Genomic DNA, 19,850 nt, shown 5'->3' with positions numbered 1-19,850 from the left:
CGGCGCCCACGCCCAAGAAGACTGACCGCCATGTCCTCCTCACCTGTTACCGCACCCCACTGGGCCCTGGGCCGCATCACCTGGGATTCCATACCGATGGCGCACGAGCCCATCGTGCTCTGGACCTTTGTCGCCACCGTGCTGGGTGGGCTGGCCGTGATGGCCGCCATCACCAGGTTCCGCCTGTGGGGCACCCTGTGGCGCGACTGGATCTGCAGCATCGACCACAAGAAGATCGGGATCATGTACATGATCCTGGGCGTGGTGATGCTGCTGCGCGGCTTTGCCGACGCCGTGATGATGCGCCTGCAGCAGGCCATGGCCTTTGGCGACAACATGGGCTACCTGCCGCCGCACCACTACGACCAGATCTTCACCGCCCACGGCGTGATCATGATCTTCTTCGTGGCCATGCCGCTGGTCACGGGCCTCATGAACTACCTCGTGCCGCTGCAGATCGGCGCACGCGACGTGTCGTTCCCGTTCCTCAACAACTTCAGCTTCTGGATGACCACGGCCGGCGCCGTGCTGGTGATGGTGTCGCTGTTCCTGGGCGAGTTCTCCACCTCCGGCTGGCTGGCCCTGTCCAACCTCGGCGCGCAGGACCCCGGCGTGGGGCTGGACTACTACATCTGGGCGCTGCAGATCGCGGGGGTGGGCACCACGCTCTCGGGCATCAACCTGATCGTCACCATCATCAAGATGCGCGCGCCGGGGATGAACCTGATGAGGATGCCCGTCTTCACCTGGACGGCCCTGTGCACCAACGCGCTGATCGTGGCCTCGTTCCCGGTGCTCACGGCCGCGCTCGTGCTGATGTCGCTGGACCGCTATGCCGGCACCAACTTCTTCACGAACGACCTGGGCGGCAACGCCATGCTGTACGTGAACCTGATCTGGATCTGGGGCCACCCCGAGGTGTACATCCTGATCCTGCCGTGCTTCGGCATCTTCTCCGAAGTGGTGGCCACGTTCTGCAGGAAGCGCCTGTTCGGCTACACCTCCATGGTGTATGCCACGGTGGTGATCACCATCCTGTCGTACCTGGTGTGGCTGCACCACTTCTTCACCATGGGCTCGGGAGCGAGCGTGAACACGTTCTTCGGCATCACGACGATGATCATCTCGATCCCCACGGGCGCGAAGATCTTCAACTGGCTGTTCACCATGTACAAGGGCCGCATCCGCTTCGAGCTGCCCATGATGTGGACCGTGGCCTTCATGGTGACGTTCGCCATCGGCGGCATGACCGGCGTGCTGCTGGCCGTGCCCCCAGCCGACTTCGTGCTGCACAACAGCCTGTTCCTGATCGCCCACTTCCACAACGTGATCATCGGGGGCGTGCTGTTCGGCCTGTTCGCGGGCATCAACTACTGGTACCCCAAGGCCTTCGGCTACAAGCTGGACCGCACCTGGGGCGTGCGCTCCTTCTGGCTGTGGGTGGTGGGCTTCTGGGTGGCGTTCGGCCCGCTGTACGTGCTGGGCCTGATGGGTGTCACGCGCCGTGCCAACCATTTCGAAGACCCGTCCCTGCAGATCTGGTTCGTGATCGCAGCCGTCGGCGCGGCCATGATCGCGGCCGGCATTGCCTGCTTCCTGATCCAGATCGTGGTGAGCTACCTGAAGCGCGAAGAGCTGCGCGACCACACGGGCGACCCCTGGGACGCGCGCACGTTGGAATGGGCCACGTCCTCGCCCCCGCCCGACTACAACTTCGCATTCACGCCCGTGGTGCACGAGATCGACGCGTGGTGGGACATGAAGAAGCATGGCTACCAGCGTCCCCTCGCCGGTTTCCAGCCCATCCACATGCCTGCCAATACCGGATCGGGCGCCGTGATCTCGGCCCTGTCCCTGGTGCTGGGCTTCGCATTGATCTGGCACATGTGGCCGCTCGCGGGCGTGTCGTTCGCGGCCGTGGTCCTGGCGGCCATCATCCACACGTTCAACTACCAGCGCGACTTCCACATCCCGGCCCCCACCGTGGCCAAGACGGAAAACCACCGCACCCAACAACTGCGTGCCAGCCATGTCTGATATCCGATACACCCCCGGCGCGGCAGGCGCCGCCAGCGCGGCGCTCGCGCCGCGCGACTACCACCTGGCGCACGAGCCCCATCCCGAGAACGGCACGGCCCTGGGCTTCTGGCTCTACCTGATGAGCGACTGCCTCATCTTCGCCGCCCTGTTCGCCACCTACGGCGTGCTCGGCCGCAGCTATGCGGCCGGCCCCACCGGCGCGCAGCTGTTCGACCTGAGGCTGGTGGCCATCAACACGGCCTTCCTGCTGCTGTCGTCCATCACCTTCGGCTTCGCCATGCTGCGCAAGCAGCTGGGCGACGCCAAGGGCACGCTGCTGTGGCTGGCCGTGACGGGTTTCTTCGGCCTGTGCTTCCTGGGCCTCGAACTCTATGAGTTCGCCCACCTGATCCACCAGGGCGCCACGCCCCAGCGCAGCGCCTTCCTGTCGGCCTTCTTCACGCTGGTGGGCACCCACGGCCTGCACGTGACCTTCGGCCTCGTATGGCTGGTGGTGCTGATGGTGCAGATCGGCAAGCATGGCCTGATCCATGAAAACAAGCGCCGCCTGATGTGCCTGTCGATGTTCTGGCACTTTCTGGACGTGGTCTGGATCGGCGTCTTCACCTTTGTGTACCTGATGGGGGTGCTGTAACCATGAGCGCGCAACACACACACGCACACGATGCCCACGGCCACGGCGATCATCCCCATGACGTGGGGCCGCACAGCAGCCTGCGCGACTACACGATCGGCTTCGTGCTGTCGGTCGTTCTCACGGCCATCCCCTTCTGGCTGGTCATGGCCAAGGTGATCGCCGACCGCAACACCGCCGTGCTGGTGCTGGGCGCCTTCGCCGTGGTGCAGATCCTGGTGCACATGGTGTATTTCCTGCACATGAACGGCAAGGTCGAGGGGGGATGGACCCTCTTGTCCACCATCTTCACCGTGGTATTCGTGGCCATCGCCATCAGCGGCACGCTGTGGGTCATGTTCCACATGAATGCCAACATGATGCCCGCGCACCCCACTCCCACGCCGCCGGCGCACGAAGCGCCGGGGCATTCGACGCCCTGACACCTTGACGCCAGAGCCCTCCCCCGCGCACGCGCCCTTCGCCCGGCGGCGGCTCCGCCAGGCGGCCCTCGTGCTCGTGGGCATCGCCCTGTTCTCGGCATTTGCCGCCCTGGGCACGTGGCAGGTCCAGCGCCGCGCGTGGAAGCTCGCGCTCATCGAGCGCGTGGAGCACCGGGTACATGCGGCTCCCGTGGCGGCGCCACCGGCCAGCCAGTGGCCCCGGGTCAACGCGGCAGACCACGAATACCTTGCCGTCATCCTGCAGGGCCGATGGCTGGCAGACAAGACGGTCCTCACCCAGGCGGTGACAGAGCTGGGCGCGGGCTTCTGGGTCATGGCCCCGCTGCAGCTGGACGACGGCACGCAGGTGCTCGTGAACCGCGGTTTTGTACCGCAGGCGCAGCGCAACCAGTGGCTCACGGGAGCGGCGCAGCCACCCCGGCCCGTGGCCACCGTGGAAGGACTGCTGAGGATCTCGGAGCCTGGCGGCGGTTTTCTGCGGACCAATGATCCAGCGCGGCAACGCTGGCACTCGCGCGACGTGGCCGCCATCAGCCAGGCACTGGGGCTGTCCCGCGCCGCGCCCTTCTTCGTGGATGCGGGCCTGCCCGCCGCTGGCGGCGCGCCTTCCGTGCAGACCTGGCCCCGCCCGGGCATGACGGTGATCCGTTTTTCCAACAGCCATCTGGTGTACGCGGCGACCTGGTACGGGCTCGCGCTCATGGTTGCGGGCGCCGGCTGGTATGTGGCACGCTATGAACGCCGCCGGCATGGCCCTTCCCGCCGCCCCACGACCACCGATGAACCCCCTTCGCCCTGACGCCGCCACCGCCCTGCCGCAGCGCAATGCCCGCTCGGCCGATGCCGCGGCGGGCATCAAGAACCTCCAGCAGCTGATCCAGCTGCGCTGGATCGCCGTGGTCGGACAGGTGTTCACCATCGAGATGGCGCACTACAGCCTGGGTCTGGTGCTGCCGCAGCGCGAAATGCTGCTGGTGGTGGGATGCCTTGCGCTTTTCAACGTGGCCAGCCTGCTGCGCCTGCGCATGGGCCCCGTGGTGGTGCGCAACGTGGAGCTTTTCCTGGCGCTGCTGATCGACGTCGCCGTGCTCACGGTACAGCTCTACCTGAGCGGCGGCACCAGCAACCCGTTCGTGTTTCTGTACCTGCTGCAGATCACGCTGGGGGCCGTGCTGCTGCGTGGCGCCTACATCTGGTCCATCGTGATCACCACGCTGCTGTGCTTCGGCTTGCTGGCCGTCTACCACCTGCCCCTGGAGCTGCCGCAGGACCTGCACCAGGGCCTGTCCAGCCTGTACGTGATCGGGCTGCTGGTCTGCTTCGCGCTCAATGCCACCCTGGTGGTCGTCTTCATCACGCGCATCAGCCTGAACCTGCGCGAGCGCGATGCGCGCCTGGCGGCCGCGCGCCGGCGCCGCGTGGAAGAGGAACACATCGTGCGCATGGGGCTGCTGGCCTCGGGCGCCGCGCACGAGCTGGGCACCCCGCTGTCCACCCTGGCCGTGATCCTGGGCGACTGGCGACGCGATGAGCGCCTGGCGGCCCATGAACCGCTGCAGGAAGACATCGGCGAGATGCAGGCCCAGGTGCAGCGCTGCAAGAGCATCGTGAGCGGCATCCTGCTCTCGGCCGGGGAGACCCGCGGGGAAGCGTCGGTGCAGACCACCGTGCGCACCTTCGTCGATGCCCTGGCAGAGGAATGGCGCAGCACGCGGTCGATGCCGCGGTTCGTGTACGACAACGACTTCGGCGCCGACACGCTCATGGTGTCGGACACCACGCTCCAGCAGATGGTTTTCAATGTGCTCGACAATGCGCGCGACGCCTCGCCGGCATGGGTGCGCCTGGCCATCACGCGCAGCGCCGATGCGCTGCGCATCACCGTCACCGACGCAGGGCCCGGTTTTGCGCCGGGCATGCTGGCAAGGCTGGGAACCCCCTACCAGTCCACCAAGGAGCGCCCCGGGGGCGGGCTGGGCCTGTACCTCGTGCTCAACGTGGCACGCACGCTGGGCGGCAGCGTCACGGCGCACAACCGCCCCGAAGGGGGTGCCGAAGTCACCATAGAGCTGCCGCTGGCAGCGATCGCCTTGCCTGGAGCCTGACGCGCATCATGGATACCGACACAGAAAAAGAAGAACGCCTGTTGCTGATCGTGGAAGACGACGAGGCCTTTGCCCGCACGCTGGCGCGCTCGTTCGAGCGGCGCGGCTACCGCGTGCTGCAGGCCACGGGCCTTCCCGAGGTCGAAGCCCTGCTCGCACAGCACACGCCCGGCTATGCGGTGGTGGACCTCAAGCTCAAGGGCGAAGCCTCGGGCCTGGTCTGCGTGCAGAAGCTGCATGCGGCCAGCGAGGCCATGCTCATCGTGGTGCTCACAGGCTTTGCCAGCATCGCCACGGCGGTGGAGGCCGTGAAGCTGGGCGCATGCCACTACCTCGCCAAGCCGTCCAATACCGACGACATCGAGGCCGCCTTCGGGCTCAAGGCGGGCAACACCGACGTGGAGCTGACGAACCGGTCCAGCTCCATCAAGACCCTGGAATGGGAGCGCATCAACGAAGTGCTGGCCGAAACCGGCTTCAATCTCTCGGAAGCGGCAAGGCGCCTGGGCATGCACCGCCGCACCCTCACCCGCAAGCTGGAGAAAAAGCAGGTCCGGTAACGGGCGGGCGGGCGAGGAAACAGCGCCCCGCGCAGCGCCCTAGCGCGACGCAAAACCATGCCATGCCAGCACATCCACCACCATGGCCACGCCCAGGGCCAGCAGGCCCAGCATGAGGCTGCGCCGAAACCACACGGGTGACATCCGGGCCCGCAGCCGCTGCCCACACGCCATGCCCGCCAGCGCAGGCAGCAGCATCACGACCGACAGCCCCACGGTCGCCATGGGATAGCTCGCGTTGAATGCCAGGCCGGCGGCCAGCGCGAGTGTGGAGACCGTGAAACTCAGCCCCATGGCCTGCACCAGCGCATCGCGCTGCAGGCCCAGCGCCTGCAGATAGGGCACGGCGGGCACCACGAAAACACCCGTGGCGGCGGCGATGGCACCGGTCGCGAACCCCACCAGGGGGCCCTGCCAGCCCTGGGCCGGCAGGGGCAGCACGCGCCGCGTCCCCGTCAAGCCCCAGGCGCCGTACAGCGCGAGGGCCAGCCCCAGCGCCAAGCGCGACCCAGGGCCCGCGGGCGCCCCCAGCCACCAGGCGCACAGCCAGGTGCCCAGGCAGATTCCGCATTGCATGCCGCCCAGGCGCCGCACCAGCGGCCACACGGCGGGCCAGGGGCGCATCTGCCAGACATTGGTGACCAGCGAAGGCACCACCAGCAACGCCGCCGCCTGGGCCGGCGGAACCAGCATGGCCAAGAGGGCCATCGCCACCGTGGGCAAGCCCAGCCCCACCACGCCCTTGACCGTGCCGGCCAGCCAGAAAATGGCGGCCGCCCCCGCCAGCCAGCCCGGCGCAATGCCGTGGCCCCACAGCTCGGCAACCCCGTTCATGAGCGCCCCGCCCCGGAAGGCGGCTGATTCATCACAAGTTCCATCGGTATCCCCTGGTCCGAAACCCACCCGCCGCATGTCCAGCAACGCAGTGCCAAAGGCCATTGTTTCGGATGGCCCCGCCCCTGGAAATGCGGAAGCCGCGTAGCCCGCCTCAGGCGCGGCCGAAGCCTGCCATGTGGTACGTTTGCCCCATGCGCTTTGACCTCACCGACCTGCGTCTCTTCGTGCACGTGCACGAAGCAGGCACCATCACGGGGGGCGCAGAACGCAGCCACATGGCGCTGGCCTCGGCCAGCGAGCGCATACGCGGCATGGAAGACGCGCTGGGCGTGCCCCTGCTGCTGCGCGAACAACGCGGCGTGCAGCCCACGCCCGCGGGCCACACGCTGCTGCACCACGCGCGGCTGGTGCTGCAGCAGATGGAGCTGCTGCGCGGCGACCTGGGCGAATATGGCGCGGGCCTGGCGGGCCATGTGCGCGTGCTGTGCAACAGCTCGGCGCTGAGCGAGTACCTGCCGCGGGCCATGGCAGGCTTTCTGGCGCGGCACCCGCGCATTTCGGTGGACGTGGAGGAGCGCTCCAGCCAGGAGGTGGCCGATGCGGTGCGCGCCGGGCTGTGCGACATGGGCCTGGTGTCCGACGCGGTGGACCTCGAAGGCCTGTCCACGCGGGTGCTGCGGCCCGACCCGCTGGTGCTGGTGGTGCCCCAGGGGCACGCACTGGCCGCGCAACGCAGCGTGGCGCTGGCCGACGTCGCGCACCTGGACTTCGTTGGCCTGGCCGAGGGCAGCGCGCTGCAGGCCCTGGTGGTGCGCCAGGCACAGCGCCAGGGGCGGCGGCTGCGCTACCGCGTGCGGCTGCGCCAGTTCGAGGCGGTGTGCCAGCTCGTGGGGCTGGGCGTGGGCGTGGGCATCATTCCCCGCGCGGCAGCCGCACGCCACAGCCGGGCGCAGCACGTGAAGGCCGTGCGCCTGACCGATGCCTGGGCGGACCGGCAACTGGTGCTGTGCCTGCGCGAGCTCGACGAATTGCCGCAGCATGCGCAGCAGCTGGTGCAGCATTTGCTCCCGGCGCTGGGCTGAAAAGCCCTGGAGCGGCCGACGAAACCCTTCTCGCGCCGCTGCTGTGCCCTGCCGTGCGCCTCGCACCGCCCGCAGTGCGGCGCCCTGGCCGGAACCGCTTCACGGTGAGCGGCCAGCCGCGCCTAGCGCACACGCCCCATCAGCCACCGCTCGGCCTCGGCCTGTTGCTTGAAGCGTGCCCAGTCCAGCGCGGTCTTGCCGTGGGCGTCCGTGCGCGCAAGGTCGATGCCACGGTCGGCGAACCATTGCAGCGCCTCCACGCGGCCCCGGCCTGCGGCCAGCATCGCGGGGGTCTCGCCCCGGCTGGCGGGCGCGGGTTCGTCGAGCGGCTGGCCTTGCGCATCCAGCCATTCGAGGCATGGGATGCAGCCGCCCTGCGCGGCCATGTGCACGGGCCCCCAGTCCCAGCGGTTGCGGGCCGAGAGGCTGGCACCTGCCTGCACCAGGCGCCGTGCCGCCGCCAGATGGCCGCCGTAGAAGGCGCGCAGCAGGGCTGTGTCGCCCCGCTCGCTGTCCTTGCGCGTCTGGCGCAGGTCGGGCTGGGCACCCGCGCCCAGCAGCGCCTCGATGTGCTCGAGCTGGCCACGGTGGGCCGCCAGCATGAGCACCGAGGAACCATTGGGCGCGAGCAGGTCGGGATTCGCCCCGGCGGACAGCGCGGCCCGCAGCGCAGGGGCGTCGCCGGCATTCTGTGCATCGAGCAAGCGACCATCCGCGAGGGAATACCGCACGGCCGGCGCGGTTGCAGCCGAAGCGGAAGCCTCGGCCCCCACAACGCGGCCCACGGTGCGGCCAGCCTGGGGCCCCACGATCCACCAGCCCAGCAGGGCCAGCACCAGCAGTGCGCCCCAGGCCGGGCGGGAATGCTGCGCCCGCGCGGGCCGCTGCATGCCGGCGGCGAAACGGCCCCGCCGGTGCGCCCACGCCTGGCCCAGCGATTGCCCCAGGGCCGTGGCCGCCGCCTCGCCTGCCAGGCCCGGGGTCAGGCGCACCAGCGCACCGCCCGCACCGCGCGCGTACACCGCGTGGTAGCGGTGCTCGCTGCCGCCGCTGCCCGTGGAGTGCAGCAGCTTGTGCACCAGGGTGCGGCTGGCAGCGCCCGACACCGTGTCGGCGCGCGACCAGAGCCAGGAGTGGCGGCGCGCGGTGATGCCGCCGTCCTGCACGGTCAGGGTCCAGTGGCGAGTGGCCGCATGCAGGGCAAAGGCGGCCAAGGCCATCCACGCGCCGGCGGCAAAGAACCCACGGGGCAGCATCAGCCCCTGCGGGCCCAGCCGACCGTGGATGGCCGACTCCAGCAACAGCGCGGCCAGCACCAGGCCCCCGGCCCAGCGCCAGCCGCCCTGGGCGAATTCGTAGCGCCAGGCCTGCGGGGTTTCCCGCAGCGTGACCGAAGCGGGCAGAGGCGGGGAGCCTTCTTCTTCCTCTTCCTGCTCGCCCAGGGGCACGATGGGAACCTCCTGCTGCCAGGCGGCACGCCGGTCAAAACGATCCGGCAGTTCGCCCCCACCGAAGGTGCGGGGTGCGGCGTGCACGGGAAGGTCGTAAGTCAGCTCGACGGCGCCGTCCGGGTTGTGCAGCAGTTCCACGCGCCAGTCCACGCGCTCTCCCGAGCGCTGGCTGCCGTGCGGGGGCGCATCGGGCGGTACCTCGAAGCGTGCCACCAGCCGCAACCCGCCATCGGACGTGTGCTGCATGCGCGCGGCTTCGGTGAACGACTCCACGCACCGCTCGGGCGAACCGGAGCTCGACTCGTCCACCCGGTACTGGGCCAGGCGCAGTTGCAGGCTGTTCCCCTGCTGGTAGGCGGCGGCGCGCCCGGGGAGCAGCAGGGTCACTTCGAGCGGATGCCCGGCACGCGGTGCTGGCGGCAGCAGGACAAGGGCCGCGCCCGCATAGCGCCAGGCCATGTGGGTCTGTCGCACCGCAAGGGCCAGCAAGGCCATGCCGACCAGCACGAACAGGCCGATGAAGGCCTTGGCGAACCAGGGCGACTGCGGGTCGGTCCACAACATGCCGGCCATGGGAAAGGAAATGCCACACCAGAAGAAGGTGAAGAACCAGACGGCGCCCAGCGGGCTGCCGGCAGAGTTCTTGGGCAAGGGAATGGCAGAAACCCCGGCCTGCGGCTCCCTGGACGTGCCCAGTCCTGGCAGGGTGGCCAGGAAGACCCAGGCCGCGCCCAGCCCCACCGCAGTGAACACCAGGGCAAAGGGCAGGCGGAACATCAGCAGGGCCCAGCGGATGGAGGGGTCGATGAGGGAACGTGAGGGTTCGCGCGGGTCGACCATGATGGTGATGCGCGCGCCGCGGGCCTGGGCGCCTTGCAGCTGCGCGTGCCAGCGCTGGTGCCAGTCGCCGATGTTGTCGGCCGTCTCCGTGGGATCGAGCCCGACGCGGGAGCCTTCGTATGGCCGCCCCGCGAATTCATAGCGGTAGCGGGCCCGCACCTGCCAGGTGGTGCCGTCGCCGTCGCTGTGGCGCGCGAGGTCGGCCGCGAGCACCTGGGCCTGCACGGGCTGCCAGCCGCGCACCGCCCACGCTGCCCGCAGGGTCAGGGCCAGCGGCTTGAGCCCGACGAAGTAACCACCCAGGCCAAAGCCCAGGGCGAAGGCGGCGCTGAGCAGCAGCACCGCGAGGCGCGCGCCGAACGTGCCGGCCTTGCCGGTTGTCCCTCTTGCCATGGATGTACCTCCATTTCTTTTGTTGTTATGCGGCAAGCATGCGACTCCATCATGACATTTGCATGACAAAAAAATGTCTGGACCATGGCCACGGCGTGGCAAGCGCGTGGCGCGGCGCACCCGCAACGCCATGAAAAAAGCGGCCCGCAGGCCGCTTTTTGCAGTGGATCACTCCCCGGAGGGAAACAATCAGGCGGCCACGCCGTCTGCCACTTCCTTGAACTCGGCGATCTTGTCGAAGTTCAGGTATTGGTAGATCTTGTCGCCGTTCTGGTTGATGACACCGATGTCGGCCAGGTACTCTTCCTTGGAAGGAATGCGGCCCAGCTTGGAGCAGATGGCCGAGAGTTCGGCCGAGCCCAGGTAGACGTTGGTGTTCTTGCCCAGGCGGTTGGGGAAGTTGCGGGTGCTGGTGGACATCACGGTGGCGCCTTCCTTCACCTGGGCCTGGTTGCCCATGCACAGCGAGCAGCCAGGCATTTCCATGCGGGCGCCGGCCGCGCCGAACACGCCGTAGTGGCCTTCTTCGGTGAGCTGGTGCGCGTCCATCTTCGTGGGCGGTGCCATCCACAGCTTGACGGGGATGTCCTTCTTGCCTTCGAGCAGCTTGGAGGCCGCGCGGAAGTGGCCGATGTTGGTCATGCACGAGCCGATGAACACTTCGTCGATCGCGGCGCCGGCCACGTCCGACAGCGTCTTGGCGTCGTCGGGGTCGTTGGGGCAGCAGACGATGGGTTCGGTGATCTCGGCCAAGTCGATCTCGATCACGGCGGCGTAGTCGGCGTTGTCATCGGGTTCGAGCAACTGGGGATTGGCCAGCCAGGCTTCCATGGCCTTGATGCGGCGGCCGATGGTGCGTGCGTCGGCATAGCCCTGGGCGATCATGTTCTTGAGCAGCACGATGTTCGAGTTGATGTACTCGATCACGGGCTCCTTGTTCAGGCGCACCGTGCAACCGGCGGCAGAGCGCTCGGCCGATGCGTCGGACAGCTCGAACGCCTGCTCGACCTTCATGTCCGGCAGGCCTTCGATTTCCAGGATGCGGCCCGAGAAGATGTTCTTCTTGCCCTGCTTGGCCACGGTGAGGTGGCCGGCCTTGATGGCGTACAGCGGAATCGCGTGCACCAGGTCGCGCAGCGTGACGCCGGGCTGCATCTTGCCCTTGAAGCGCACCAGCACCGATTCAGGCATATCGAGGGGCATCACGCCCGTGGCGGCAGCGAACGCCACCAGGCCGGAGCCGGCGGGGAAGCTGATGCCGATGGGGAAACGGGTGTGCGAGTCGCCGCCGGTGCCCACGGTGTCGGGCAGCAGCATGCGGTTGAGCCAGCTGTGAATGATGCCGTCACCGGGCTTGAGCGAGATGCCCCCGCGCGTGCTGATGAAGTCGGGCAGCTCGTGGTGCATCTTCACGTCCACGGGCTTGGGGTAAGCGGCCGTGTGGCAGAAGGACTGCATCACCAGGTCGGAGCTGAAGCCCAGGCAGGCCAGGTCCTTCAGTTCGTCGCGGGTCATGGGGCCGGTGGTGTCCTGCGAGCCGACCGAGGTCATGCGTGGTTCGCAGTACGTGCCGGGCACCACGCCCAGGCCTTCGGGCAGGCCGCAGGCGCGGCCGACCATCTTCTGCGCCAGGGTGAAGCCCTTGCCGGTAGCGGCAGGCACCTGGGGCAGGCGGAACAGCGTGGAAGGCGCCAGGCCCAGGGCCTCGCGGGCCTTGGCCGTGAGGCCACGGCCGATGATCAGCGGAATGCGGCCACCGGCGCGCACTTCGTCGAACAGCACTTCGCTCTTGACGGTGAACTCGGCGATGACCTGGCCGTCCTTCAGTGCCTTGCCGGCATAGGGCAGCAGCTCGATCTCGTCGCCCATGTTCATCTGGCTCACGTCCAGCTCGATGGGCAGAGCGCCGGCATCTTCCATGGTGTTGTAGAAGATGGGAGCGATCTTGCTGCCCAGGCACACGCCGCCAAAGCGCTTGTTGGGCACGAATGGGATGTCTTCGCCCGTGAACCACAGCACGCTGTTGGTGGCCGACTTGCGGCTGGAGCCGGTGCCGACCACATCGCCCACATAGGCCACCAGGTTGCCACGGGCGCGCAGGTCTTCGATGAACTTGATGGGGCCGCGCTTGCCGTCTTCTTCGGGCGTGATGCCGTCGCGCTTGTTCTTGAGCATGGCCAGCGCATGCAGCGGGATGTCGGGGCGGCTCCAGGCGTCGGGCGCGGGCGACAGGTCGTCGGTGTTGGTTTCGCCGGTGACCTTGAGCACGGTGAGCTTGATGCTTTGGGGCACTTCGGGGCGGCTGGTGAACCACTCGGCGTCGGCCCAGCTTTGCAGCACGGACTTGGCGAAGGTGTTGCCCTTGTCGGCCTTTTCCTTCACGTCATGGAACTGGTCGAACATCAAGAGCGTCTTCTTGAGCGCTTCGGCGGCGACGGAGGCCACGGCCGCGTCGTCCAGCAGGTCGATCAGGGGGGTGAGGTTGTAGCCGCCCAGCATGGTGCCCAGGAGCTGCGTGGCGCGCTCGCGGCCGATCAGCGTGCACACCTCGGTACCGTGGGCCACGGCGGCCAGGTAGCTGGCCTTGACCTTGGCGGCGTCGTCCACGCCAGCAGGCACGCGGTGCGTGATCAGGTCCACCAGCGTGGCTTCTTCGCCAGCGGGCGGGTTCTTGAGCAGCTCGATCAGCTCGCCGGTCTGCTTGGCGGTCAGCGGCAGGGGCGGGATGCCCAGCGCGGCGCGTTCGGCCACATGGTCACGGTAGGCTTTCAACATCATTTTTCTCCGGTTGCGTTCTAAAGTGGGGCGGCGCGCGGTGCAGGCGGCTCCCATGGCCGCCACGCCTGCACGCGCAATCGTGTTCGTCGTTCGTTCTTTGCAAAAGGCCTGCCAGGCCCGCGCTTATTTCAGGGGTTCCAGCACGCTCACGGGCGGGTTCTTCTTGATGGCCTCGGCCACCACCAGCTGCTGCGGGCTCATGCACTCATCGGCCAGGCGCTGGCCGAGCTTCTGGTTCATCAGCATGGACTTGTTGGCGATCTGCAGCCAGACCGCGCCGCCCTTCTGGTCTTCCAGGCGCACCGTGCCGGTGGTCGTGGCCACGGGCGACATGAAGTACTTGAAGCCCTTGCCTTCCACATGGAAGTGCCCTGGCGTGGCCGGGTCGGCCGTCACCGTGACGAATGCGCCCAGCTCGCAGGGAATGCGGCCCACGTGCACGCGGTCGGCGATGGCCAGCTCCTCGGGGGAAAGGGCCGCCTCTGCGGCGATGATGCCGGTGGCCACCTGGTTGGTGGCGCTCTTGAGCTGCGTGCGGCTGCTGGTCGCCTCGCTCTTGGCCACGGTGGCCTTCTTGGCGGGGGCCTTGTCCGCCGTCTTGGCGGTTTTCGCTTCGGACTTGGCGGCCGGCTTCGCGGCGGCCTTGGTCCCGGGCTTGGCCTCGGGCTTGGCCGGCGTTTGCGCCATCACGAAGGCTGGGGCCAGCAGCATGAGGGCGGAGGCGATGAAGGATTTCATGGAAGGTCCTGCGGGGAAGCAGTCAGGAATGTTCACGACGGAACGGAGGCCGGGGCGTCAAACCAATGGCGCACGGCGGGAGGAAGCGCACGCCCGGTGCGGTGGGCGCGCTCAAGGACTTGCCAGTAAAAACGGTAGCTGGCACGGTCATGCAAGGTATCGTCCAAACTGATTGGAGCCCAGTCGGAATCTGCGGCAGCAGCTATTATTTTTGCAGCAATTTCGATGTCATCCTGCTGCGGCGCAAATGCCTGCAGGATGGGACGTATCTGCGCCGGGTGGATGCTCCACATCCGGGTGTAACCCAGCTCCCGCGCCGCCCGGCTGGCGGCGCCCTGCATGGCGGTGGTATTGGTGAATTCGGTCACCACGCAGTGCGACGGCACCTTGCCGTGGGCGTGGCAGGCCGCTGCAATCTCCAGCTTGGCGCGCACGACAAGCGGGTGCGAGAACTGCCCCGAGGAGGTCATGCCTGCCGCAGGGATCGCCCCTCCATGGGCGGACACAAAGTCCATGAGCCCGAAGCTCAGGCTCTGCACGCGCGGGTGGGCGGCAATCTCGAAGGCGCGATGGACCGCGGCGGGCGACTCGATCAGGACATGGATGGGCACCTGGGCGGCAGATGCCTGCTCCAGCGCCCGTTCCACCCGCAGGACATCGTCCACGGACTCCACCTTGGGCACCATGATGTGGCAGAGCCTGTGGCCCGCCGTGCCCGCAATCGTGGCGACATCGTTGGCGAATGCCGGGTGGTCCACCGCATGAACCCGGGCCGCCACGCGCGCCCCGTCCGCAGCGCCCAGGGCGAGGCTGGCGACCAGGCGGGCATGCTCGGCCTCCAGGCCGATCGGAGCGCCGTCCTCGCAATCGAGGGTCACGTCGAAGACGCAGGTGCCGAACTCCCGGGCCAGGTCGGCCTGCAGTTGCAGGCTCTTGCGCATGCGCGCTTCCACGCCGCTGTAGTGGTCGCAGACCGGCAGGAAGCCGGTCTGCGCCTGGGCGCCCAGCAGCACATCGCGCGGATGGGGCAGCGCAGCGCCCTGCCCCTGCGCAGGGACGGGGGCGGCCCGAAGGCCCGATGCCTGTGGCGTCGGCTGCATGGTGGGCCCTGGTTTACAGCAGGTGCTTCACGCCGTCCTGCTCGCCTTGCAGTTCGGCCAGGGTCTTGTCGATGCGTTCTTGCGAGAAGGCGTCGATCTCCAGGCCTTCAACGATCTTGTACTCGCCGTTTTCGCAGGTGACGGGGAAGCCGAACATGGTGTCCTTGGGGATGCCGTACTGGCCGTCCGAGGGGATGCCCATGGTGACCCACTTGCCGTTGGTGCCCAGGGCCCAGTCGCGCATGTGGTCGATGGCGGCGTTGGCGGCCGAGGCAGCCGACGACAGGCCGCGCGCTTCGATGATGGCGGCGCCGCGCTTGCCCACGGTGGGCAGGAAGGTGTTGGCGTTCCATTCCTGGTCGTTGATCATCTTGGCGACGCTTTCGCCGTTGATGGTGGCGAAACGGTAGTCGGCGTACATCGTGGGCGAGTGGTTGCCCCAGACGGTCAGCTTCTCGATGTCAGCCACTGCCTTGCCCGTCTTGGCGGCGATCTGGCTGGCGGCGCGGTTGTGGTCCAGGCGCAGCATGGCGGTGAAGTTCTTGCGCGGCAGGTCAGGTGCCGACTTCATGGCGATGTAGGCGTTGGTGTTGGCGGGGTTGCCGACGACCAGCACCTTCACGTTGCGCGAGGCCACGGCGTTCAGGGCCTTGCCCTGGGCCGTGAAGATGGCGCCGTTGACGGCCAGCAGCTCGGCACGCTCCATGCCGGGGCCGCGAGGGCGCGAACCCACCAGCAGGGCGTAGTCGGCGTCCTTGAAGGCGGTCATGGGGTCGCTGTGAGCGGTCATTTCCACCAGCAGCGGGAATGCGCAGTCGTCCAGTTCCATCATCACGCCCTTGAGCGCCTTCTGGGGACCTTCGACAGGGACTTCGAGCAATTGCAGGATGACCGGCTGGTCCTTGCCCAGCATTTCGCCGGAGGCGATACGGAACAGCAGTGCGTAACCGATTTGACCAGCGGCACCGGTGACGGCTACGCGAACAGGCTTCTTGCTCATGGTGAAAACTCCAGGGAAGTGAGGAAAACAGGTGTGTGTGCAACGCAAGCACCAGCGCCTGTTACCAGCAGCCCGTGCCCCGCAAAACAGCCTTGGAGTGTACCGCCGATTGGGCACCCCGGTCAATTTGTCTTATGTCTTATATAAGATATGATTGAAGACTGGAACAAGCTCGCACACCCCCCGTGCGCAGCGCGCCATTTTTCTGATCGCCATGTCCTCGCTTCCGCTCAACGCCGACACCCCTGCACAGCCTTCGGCGGGCGCAGGCTCTGCCACGCCCGCGTTCAGCCCCCTGTACCAGCAGATCAAGGGTCTCATCCTGCAAAGCCTTCAGCAGGGTGAATGGAAGCCCGGCGAGTCCATTCCGAGCGAGATGGACCTGGCCGCGCGCTTTCGGGTCAGCCAGGGCACGGTGCGCAAGGCCATCGACGAGCTGGCGGCCGAAAACCTCGTGATGCGCCGCCAGGGCAAGGGCACTTTCGTGGCCACCCATGCCGAGCAGCATGTGCAATACCGCTTCCTCAAGCTCATGCCCGACACGGGCGATGCCCGCGTGGAAGGCCGCGCCCAGCGCCAGGTGGTGGACTGCCGGCGCGTGCGCGCCAGCGCGGACGTGGCGCGGGCGCTGGCCCTGCGCAGCGCCGACCCGGTGATCCAGGCCCGCCGGATCCTGTCGTTTGCGGGCGTCCCCACCATCCTGGAGGACATCTGGCTGCCGGGCCAGGCTTTCAAAGGGCTGACGACTGACCAGCTCGCCAGCTACCAGGGGCCCACCTACGCGATGTTCGAGCTCGACTTTGGCGTGCGCATGGTGCGCGCCGAGGAGAAAATACGCGCCGTGCTGCCCGACGCCGACCAGGCGGCCATGCTGCAGATCCCGCAGGCCACGCCGCTGCTGAGCGTGGAGCGCATCGCCTACACCTACAACGACGTTCCCATGGAGTTACGGCGGGGCCTCTACCTCACCGACACCCACCACTACCGTAACGAACTGAGCTGACACCACCCTGGCACCTGAGCGGAAACGTCGAACATTCCACCTGCGACAAACCCATGCTTGTTGCGTTGCAATAGAATTTTGCGTTCTTTGCATCTTCAAATTACAAAGCAGTTACATCCACGAAAGCACACAACATGACAGAACTCGCCAAGAAACGGCCTGAATTCCGCAACATCAATGCCTTCAAGGACCTGACCACCTACCGCATGACGCCTGCAGCGTGGGTTTCGATCCTGCACCGCGGCAGCGGGCTGATCATGTTCCTGCTGCTGCCTTTCATCATCTGGATGTTCGACACCTCGGTGTCGTCCGAAATCTCGTTCGCCAAATTCACCTCGGCGTTCAGCATCGGCATCGGCTTCGTGCCCGGCTGGTTCATCAAGCTGGTGGCGCTGGCGCTGATCTGGTCGTACCTGCACCACTTCACCGCCGGCCTGCGCCACCTGTGGATGGATGTGAGCCACAGCGCGGTGAACAAGGAATTCGGCAAGACCTCGGCCCTGACCGTGCTCGCGATCAGCATCGCCCTGGCCCTGGTGCTGGGCGCCAAGCTCTTCGGCCTGTACTGATCGATCAACCCATGAAACGGTGGCTGCTGCCAGGCAGTGCCCGCCGAAAACGATAGGAAATCTCCATGTCCGTCAATTACGGTTCCAAGCGCGTCGTCGTCGGCGCCCACTATGGCCTGCGCGACTGGCTCAGCCAGCGCGTCACGGCGGTCCTGATGGCCCTGTTCACCCTGGCCCTGCTGGCCCAGGTCATCTTCTCCAAGGGCCCCATCGGCTACGACAAGTGGGCCGGCATCTTCTCGGCCCAGTGGATGAAGGTGCTGACCTTCTCCGTGATCATTGCGCTGGCCTGGCACGCGTGGATCGGCCTGCGTGAAGTCCTGATGGACTACATCAAGCCCGTGGGCCTGCGCCTGGCGCTGCAGGTGTTCAGCATCGTCTGGCTGGTCGGCTGTGCTGGCTGGGGTATCCAGGTTCTGTGGCGTCTCTGAATCCCCCGACTGAAGGCAAAAAATAATGAGCTACACCAACGCTAACATCACCAAGCGCAAGTTCGACGTCGTCATCGTCGGCGCAGGCGGCTCCGGCATGCGTGCCGCGCTTGAACTCTCCCGCGCAGGCCTGAACGTGGCCTCGCTGTCCAAGGTGTTCCCCACCCGTTCGCACACCGTGGCGGCACAGGGCGGCGTGAGCGCCTCGCTGGGCAACATGTCCGAGGACAACTGGCACTACCACTTCTACGACACCATCAAGGGCTCCGACTGGCTGGGCGACCAGGACGCCATCGAGTTCATGTGCCGCGAAGCCCCCAAGGTGGTGTACGAGCTGGAACACTTCGGCATGCCATTCGACCGCAACCCCGACGGCACGATCTACCAGCGCCCCTTCGGCGGCCACACGGCCAACTACGGTGAAAAGCCCGTGCAGCGCGCCTGCGCCGCCGCTGACCGCACCGGCCACGCCATGCTGCACACGCTGTACCAGCAGAACGTGAAGGCCAAGACCAATTTCTTCGTCGAATGGATGGCCCTGGACCTGATCCGCGACGCCGACGGCGACGTGGTGGGCGTCACCGCCCTGGAAATGGAAACCGGCGACCTGTACATCCTGGAAGCCAAGACCGTGCTGCTGGCCACCGGTGGCGCAGGCCGCATCTTTGCTGCATCGACCAATGCCTTCATCAACACCGGTGACGGCCTGGGCATGGCGGCACGCGCCGGCATCGCGCTGCAGGACATGGAGTTCTGGCAGTTCCACCCCACCGGCGTGGCCGGTGCTGGCGTGCTGCTGACCGAAGGTTGCCGCGGCGAAGGCGCCATCCTGCTCAACAGCAATGGCGAGCGCTTCATGGAGCGCTACGCGCCCACGCTGAAGGACCTGGCACCGCGCGACTTCGTGTCCCGCTCGATGGACCAGGAAATCAAGGAAGGCCGTGGCTGCGGCCCCAACAAGGACTACGTGCTGCTCAAGCTCGACCACCTGGGCGCAGACACCATCCACAAGCGCCTGCCCTCGGTGTACGAAATCGGCGTCAACTTCGCCAACGTGGACATCACCAAGGAACCGATTCCTGTGGTGCCCACCATTCACTACCAGATGGGTGGCGTGCCCACCAACATCAACGGCCAGGTGGTGCGCCAGGCCAATGGCATCCACAACGAAGTGGTCAATGGCCTGTACGCAGTGGGCGAATGCGCCTGCGTGTCGGTGCACGGCGCCAACCGCCTGGGCACCAACTCGCTGCTGGACCTGCTGGTGTTCGGCAAGGCCGCCGGCCGCCACATCGTCGAGTTCAACAACAAGAACAAGGAACACAAGCCCCTGCCCAAGGATGCGGCCGACCGCACGCTGGAGCGCCTGAACCAGCTCGACCAATCGAACGAAGGCATCTACGCGCAGAACCTGGCGGGCGACATCCGCGCCACCATGCAGCAGCATGCCGGCGTGTTCCGCACCCAGGTCAGCATGGACGAAGGCGTCAAGAAGATCGCCGAGATCCGCAGCCGCGTCGGCAGCGTGACCCTGAAGGACAAGTCCAAGGTGTTCAACACCGCGCGCATCGAAGCGCTGGAAGTGGACAACCTGATCGAAGTGGCGCAGGCCACGATGGTCTCGGCAGCGGCCCGCAAGGAATGCCGTGGCGCCCACACCGTGTACGACTACGAGCACCCTGCCGACCACGCAGAGTTCCCGCTGGGCCGCAACGACAAGGAGTGGATGAAACACACCCTGTGGTACAGCGAAGGCAGCCGCCTCGACTACAAGCCGGTCAACCTCAAGCCCCTGACGGTGGACAGCGTGCCCCCCAAGGTCCGTACGTTCTAAACAGTAGCCCCA

General features: G+C 67.1%; 17 protein-coding genes. 11 read left to right on the top strand and 6 right to left on the bottom strand.

Annotation, left to right across the window (positions count from 1 at the left end; all coding sequences use genetic code 11):
* Positions 1-30 precede the first annotated feature (30 nt).
* From cyoB to AC3RCE_RS08225, 6 genes are read left to right on the top strand one after another with little or no spacing between them, the layout of a single operon-like run.
* On the top strand, positions 31-2,037 hold the full coding sequence (gene cyoB, locus AC3RCE_RS08250; protein WP_492254901.1) for a cytochrome o ubiquinol oxidase subunit I: 2,007 nt from the start codon (positions 31-33) through the stop codon (positions 2,035-2,037).
* On the top strand, positions 2,030-2,674 hold the full coding sequence (gene cyoC / locus AC3RCE_RS08245; RefSeq protein ID WP_492254900.1) for a cytochrome o ubiquinol oxidase subunit III: 645 nt from the start codon (positions 2,030-2,032) through the stop codon (positions 2,672-2,674). Before cyoB ends, cyoC begins: the two co-directional genes overlap by 8 nt.
* 2 nt (positions 2,675-2,676) lie before the next feature.
* On the top strand, positions 2,677-3,096 hold the full coding sequence (cyoD, locus tag AC3RCE_RS08240; RefSeq protein ID WP_492254899.1) for a cytochrome o ubiquinol oxidase subunit IV: 420 nt from the start codon (positions 2,677-2,679) through the stop codon (positions 3,094-3,096).
* A gap of 4 nt (positions 3,097-3,100) precedes the next feature.
* Positions 3,101-3,916: an SURF1 family protein gene (locus AC3RCE_RS08235; RefSeq protein WP_492254898.1), complete on the top strand. Its 816-nt coding sequence runs from the start codon at positions 3,101-3,103 to the stop codon at positions 3,914-3,916.
* Positions 3,897-5,222, top strand: coding sequence for an ATP-binding protein (locus AC3RCE_RS08230; RefSeq protein WP_369641928.1), 1,326 nt, complete (start codon positions 3,897-3,899; stop codon positions 5,220-5,222). The genes AC3RCE_RS08235 and AC3RCE_RS08230 overlap by 20 nt, the downstream gene beginning before the upstream one ends.
* Positions 5,223-5,230: 8 nt before the next feature.
* On the top strand, positions 5,231-5,782 hold the full coding sequence (locus AC3RCE_RS08225; protein WP_492254897.1) for a response regulator transcription factor: 552 nt from the start codon (positions 5,231-5,233) through the stop codon (positions 5,780-5,782).
* A 39-nt stretch (positions 5,783-5,821) separates the two neighbouring features.
* Here the strand turns inward: AC3RCE_RS08225 and AC3RCE_RS08220 are convergent, their stop codons facing one another.
* Positions 5,822-6,616, bottom strand: a complete 795-nt coding sequence (locus AC3RCE_RS08220; protein WP_218340678.1) for a sulfite exporter TauE/SafE family protein — start codon at positions 6,614-6,616, stop codon at positions 5,822-5,824.
* Positions 6,617-6,810: 194 nt separating this feature from the next.
* Here AC3RCE_RS08220 and AC3RCE_RS08215 point away from each other — a divergent pair, with 194 nt between their 5' ends.
* A complete protein-coding gene (locus AC3RCE_RS08215) occupies positions 6,811-7,701 on the top strand; it encodes a LysR family transcriptional regulator (protein ID WP_218293941.1) in 891 nt (296 codons plus the stop codon).
* Between the two features lie 122 nt (positions 7,702-7,823).
* On the opposite strand, the gene AC3RCE_RS08210 is transcribed toward AC3RCE_RS08215, so the two are convergent.
* From AC3RCE_RS08210 to AC3RCE_RS08190, 5 genes are all read right to left on the bottom strand, one after another.
* Positions 7,824-10,385, bottom strand: coding sequence for an ankyrin repeat domain-containing protein (locus AC3RCE_RS08210; protein ID WP_492254896.1), 2,562 nt, complete (start codon positions 10,383-10,385; stop codon positions 7,824-7,826).
* Between the two features lie 189 nt (positions 10,386-10,574).
* Positions 10,575-13,160 carry a bifunctional aconitate hydratase 2/2-methylisocitrate dehydratase gene (gene acnB / locus AC3RCE_RS08205; protein ID WP_492254895.1) on the bottom strand — a complete coding sequence of 862 codons (2,586 nt, stop codon included), beginning with the start codon at positions 13,158-13,160 and terminating at the stop codon, positions 10,575-10,577.
* Between the two features lie 126 nt (positions 13,161-13,286).
* Positions 13,287-13,901, bottom strand: a complete 615-nt coding sequence (locus tag AC3RCE_RS08200; RefSeq protein ID WP_218293938.1) for a hypothetical protein — start codon at positions 13,899-13,901, stop codon at positions 13,287-13,289.
* Positions 13,902-13,933: 32 nt separating this feature from the next.
* Positions 13,934-15,001: an HpcH/HpaI aldolase/citrate lyase family protein gene (locus AC3RCE_RS08195; protein WP_492254894.1), complete on the bottom strand. Its 1,068-nt coding sequence runs from the start codon at positions 14,999-15,001 to the stop codon at positions 13,934-13,936.
* A gap of 13 nt (positions 15,002-15,014) precedes the next feature.
* A complete protein-coding gene (locus AC3RCE_RS08190; RefSeq protein ID WP_218293937.1) occupies positions 15,015-16,001 on the bottom strand; it encodes a malate dehydrogenase in 987 nt (328 codons plus the stop codon).
* Positions 16,002-16,215: 214 nt separating this feature from the next.
* On the opposite strand from AC3RCE_RS08190, the gene AC3RCE_RS08185 reads away from it, so the two are divergent.
* From AC3RCE_RS08185 to sdhA, 4 genes are all read left to right on the top strand, one after another.
* Positions 16,216-17,004 carry a GntR family transcriptional regulator gene (locus tag AC3RCE_RS08185; RefSeq protein ID WP_218293936.1) on the top strand — a complete coding sequence of 263 codons (789 nt, stop codon included), beginning with the start codon at positions 16,216-16,218 and terminating at the stop codon, positions 17,002-17,004.
* Between the two features lie 134 nt (positions 17,005-17,138).
* Positions 17,139-17,573, top strand: coding sequence for a succinate dehydrogenase, cytochrome b556 subunit (sdhC, locus tag AC3RCE_RS08180; RefSeq protein WP_218293935.1), 435 nt, complete (start codon positions 17,139-17,141; stop codon positions 17,571-17,573).
* A 65-nt stretch (positions 17,574-17,638) separates the two neighbouring features.
* Positions 17,639-18,004, top strand: a complete 366-nt coding sequence (gene sdhD, locus AC3RCE_RS08175; RefSeq protein WP_124515511.1) for a succinate dehydrogenase, hydrophobic membrane anchor protein — start codon at positions 17,639-17,641, stop codon at positions 18,002-18,004.
* A gap of 25 nt (positions 18,005-18,029) precedes the next feature.
* Positions 18,030-19,838 (top strand): succinate dehydrogenase flavoprotein subunit, encoded by a 1,809-nt coding sequence (gene sdhA / locus AC3RCE_RS08170; RefSeq protein WP_218293934.1) that lies wholly within the window; start codon positions 18,030-18,032, stop codon positions 19,836-19,838.
* The last annotated feature ends 12 nt before the right edge of the window (positions 19,839-19,850 follow it).

The organism is Acidovorax sp. GW823-FHT05D11 (assembly GCF_058795695.1).
Note: the sequence above shows the minus strand (reverse complement) of the source record. Positions and strands in the feature narration are given on the sequence as shown.

Excerpts from the sequence above, each read along its gene's own strand:
- cyoB (WP_492254901.1), top strand. The coding sequence starts at position 31 with ATGTCCTCCTCACCTGTTACCGCACCCCACTGGGCCCTGGGCCGCATC.
- cyoC (WP_492254900.1), top strand. The coding sequence starts at position 2,030 with ATGTCTGATATCCGATACACCCCCGGCGCGGCAGGCGCCGCCAGCGCG.
- cyoD (WP_492254899.1), top strand. The coding sequence starts at position 2,677 with ATGAGCGCGCAACACACACACGCACACGATGCCCACGGCCACGGCGAT.
- AC3RCE_RS08230 (WP_369641928.1), top strand. The coding sequence starts at position 3,897 with ATGAACCCCCTTCGCCCTGACGCCGCCACCGCCCTGCCGCAGCGCAAT.
- AC3RCE_RS08225 (WP_492254897.1), top strand. The coding sequence starts at position 5,231 with ATGGATACCGACACAGAAAAAGAAGAACGCCTGTTGCTGATCGTGGAA.
- AC3RCE_RS08220 (WP_218340678.1), bottom strand. The coding sequence starts at position 6,616 with ATGAACGGGGTTGCCGAGCTGTGGGGCCACGGCATTGCGCCGGGCTGG.
- AC3RCE_RS08215 (WP_218293941.1), top strand. The coding sequence starts at position 6,811 with ATGCGCTTTGACCTCACCGACCTGCGTCTCTTCGTGCACGTGCACGAA.
- AC3RCE_RS08210 (WP_492254896.1), bottom strand. The coding sequence starts at position 10,385 with ATGGCAAGAGGGACAACCGGCAAGGCCGGCACGTTCGGCGCGCGCCTC.
- acnB (WP_492254895.1), bottom strand. The coding sequence starts at position 13,160 with ATGTTGAAAGCCTACCGTGACCATGTGGCCGAACGCGCCGCGCTGGGC.
- AC3RCE_RS08200 (WP_218293938.1), bottom strand. The coding sequence starts at position 13,901 with ATGAAATCCTTCATCGCCTCCGCCCTCATGCTGCTGGCCCCAGCCTTC.
- AC3RCE_RS08195 (WP_492254894.1), bottom strand. The coding sequence starts at position 15,001 with ATGCAGCCGACGCCACAGGCATCGGGCCTTCGGGCCGCCCCCGTCCCT.
- AC3RCE_RS08190 (WP_218293937.1), bottom strand. The coding sequence starts at position 16,001 with ATGAGCAAGAAGCCTGTTCGCGTAGCCGTCACCGGTGCCGCTGGTCAA.
- AC3RCE_RS08185 (WP_218293936.1), top strand. The coding sequence starts at position 16,216 with ATGTCCTCGCTTCCGCTCAACGCCGACACCCCTGCACAGCCTTCGGCG.
- sdhC (WP_218293935.1), top strand. The coding sequence starts at position 17,139 with ATGACAGAACTCGCCAAGAAACGGCCTGAATTCCGCAACATCAATGCC.
- sdhD (WP_124515511.1), top strand. The coding sequence starts at position 17,639 with ATGTCCGTCAATTACGGTTCCAAGCGCGTCGTCGTCGGCGCCCACTAT.
- sdhA (WP_218293934.1), top strand. The coding sequence starts at position 18,030 with ATGAGCTACACCAACGCTAACATCACCAAGCGCAAGTTCGACGTCGTC.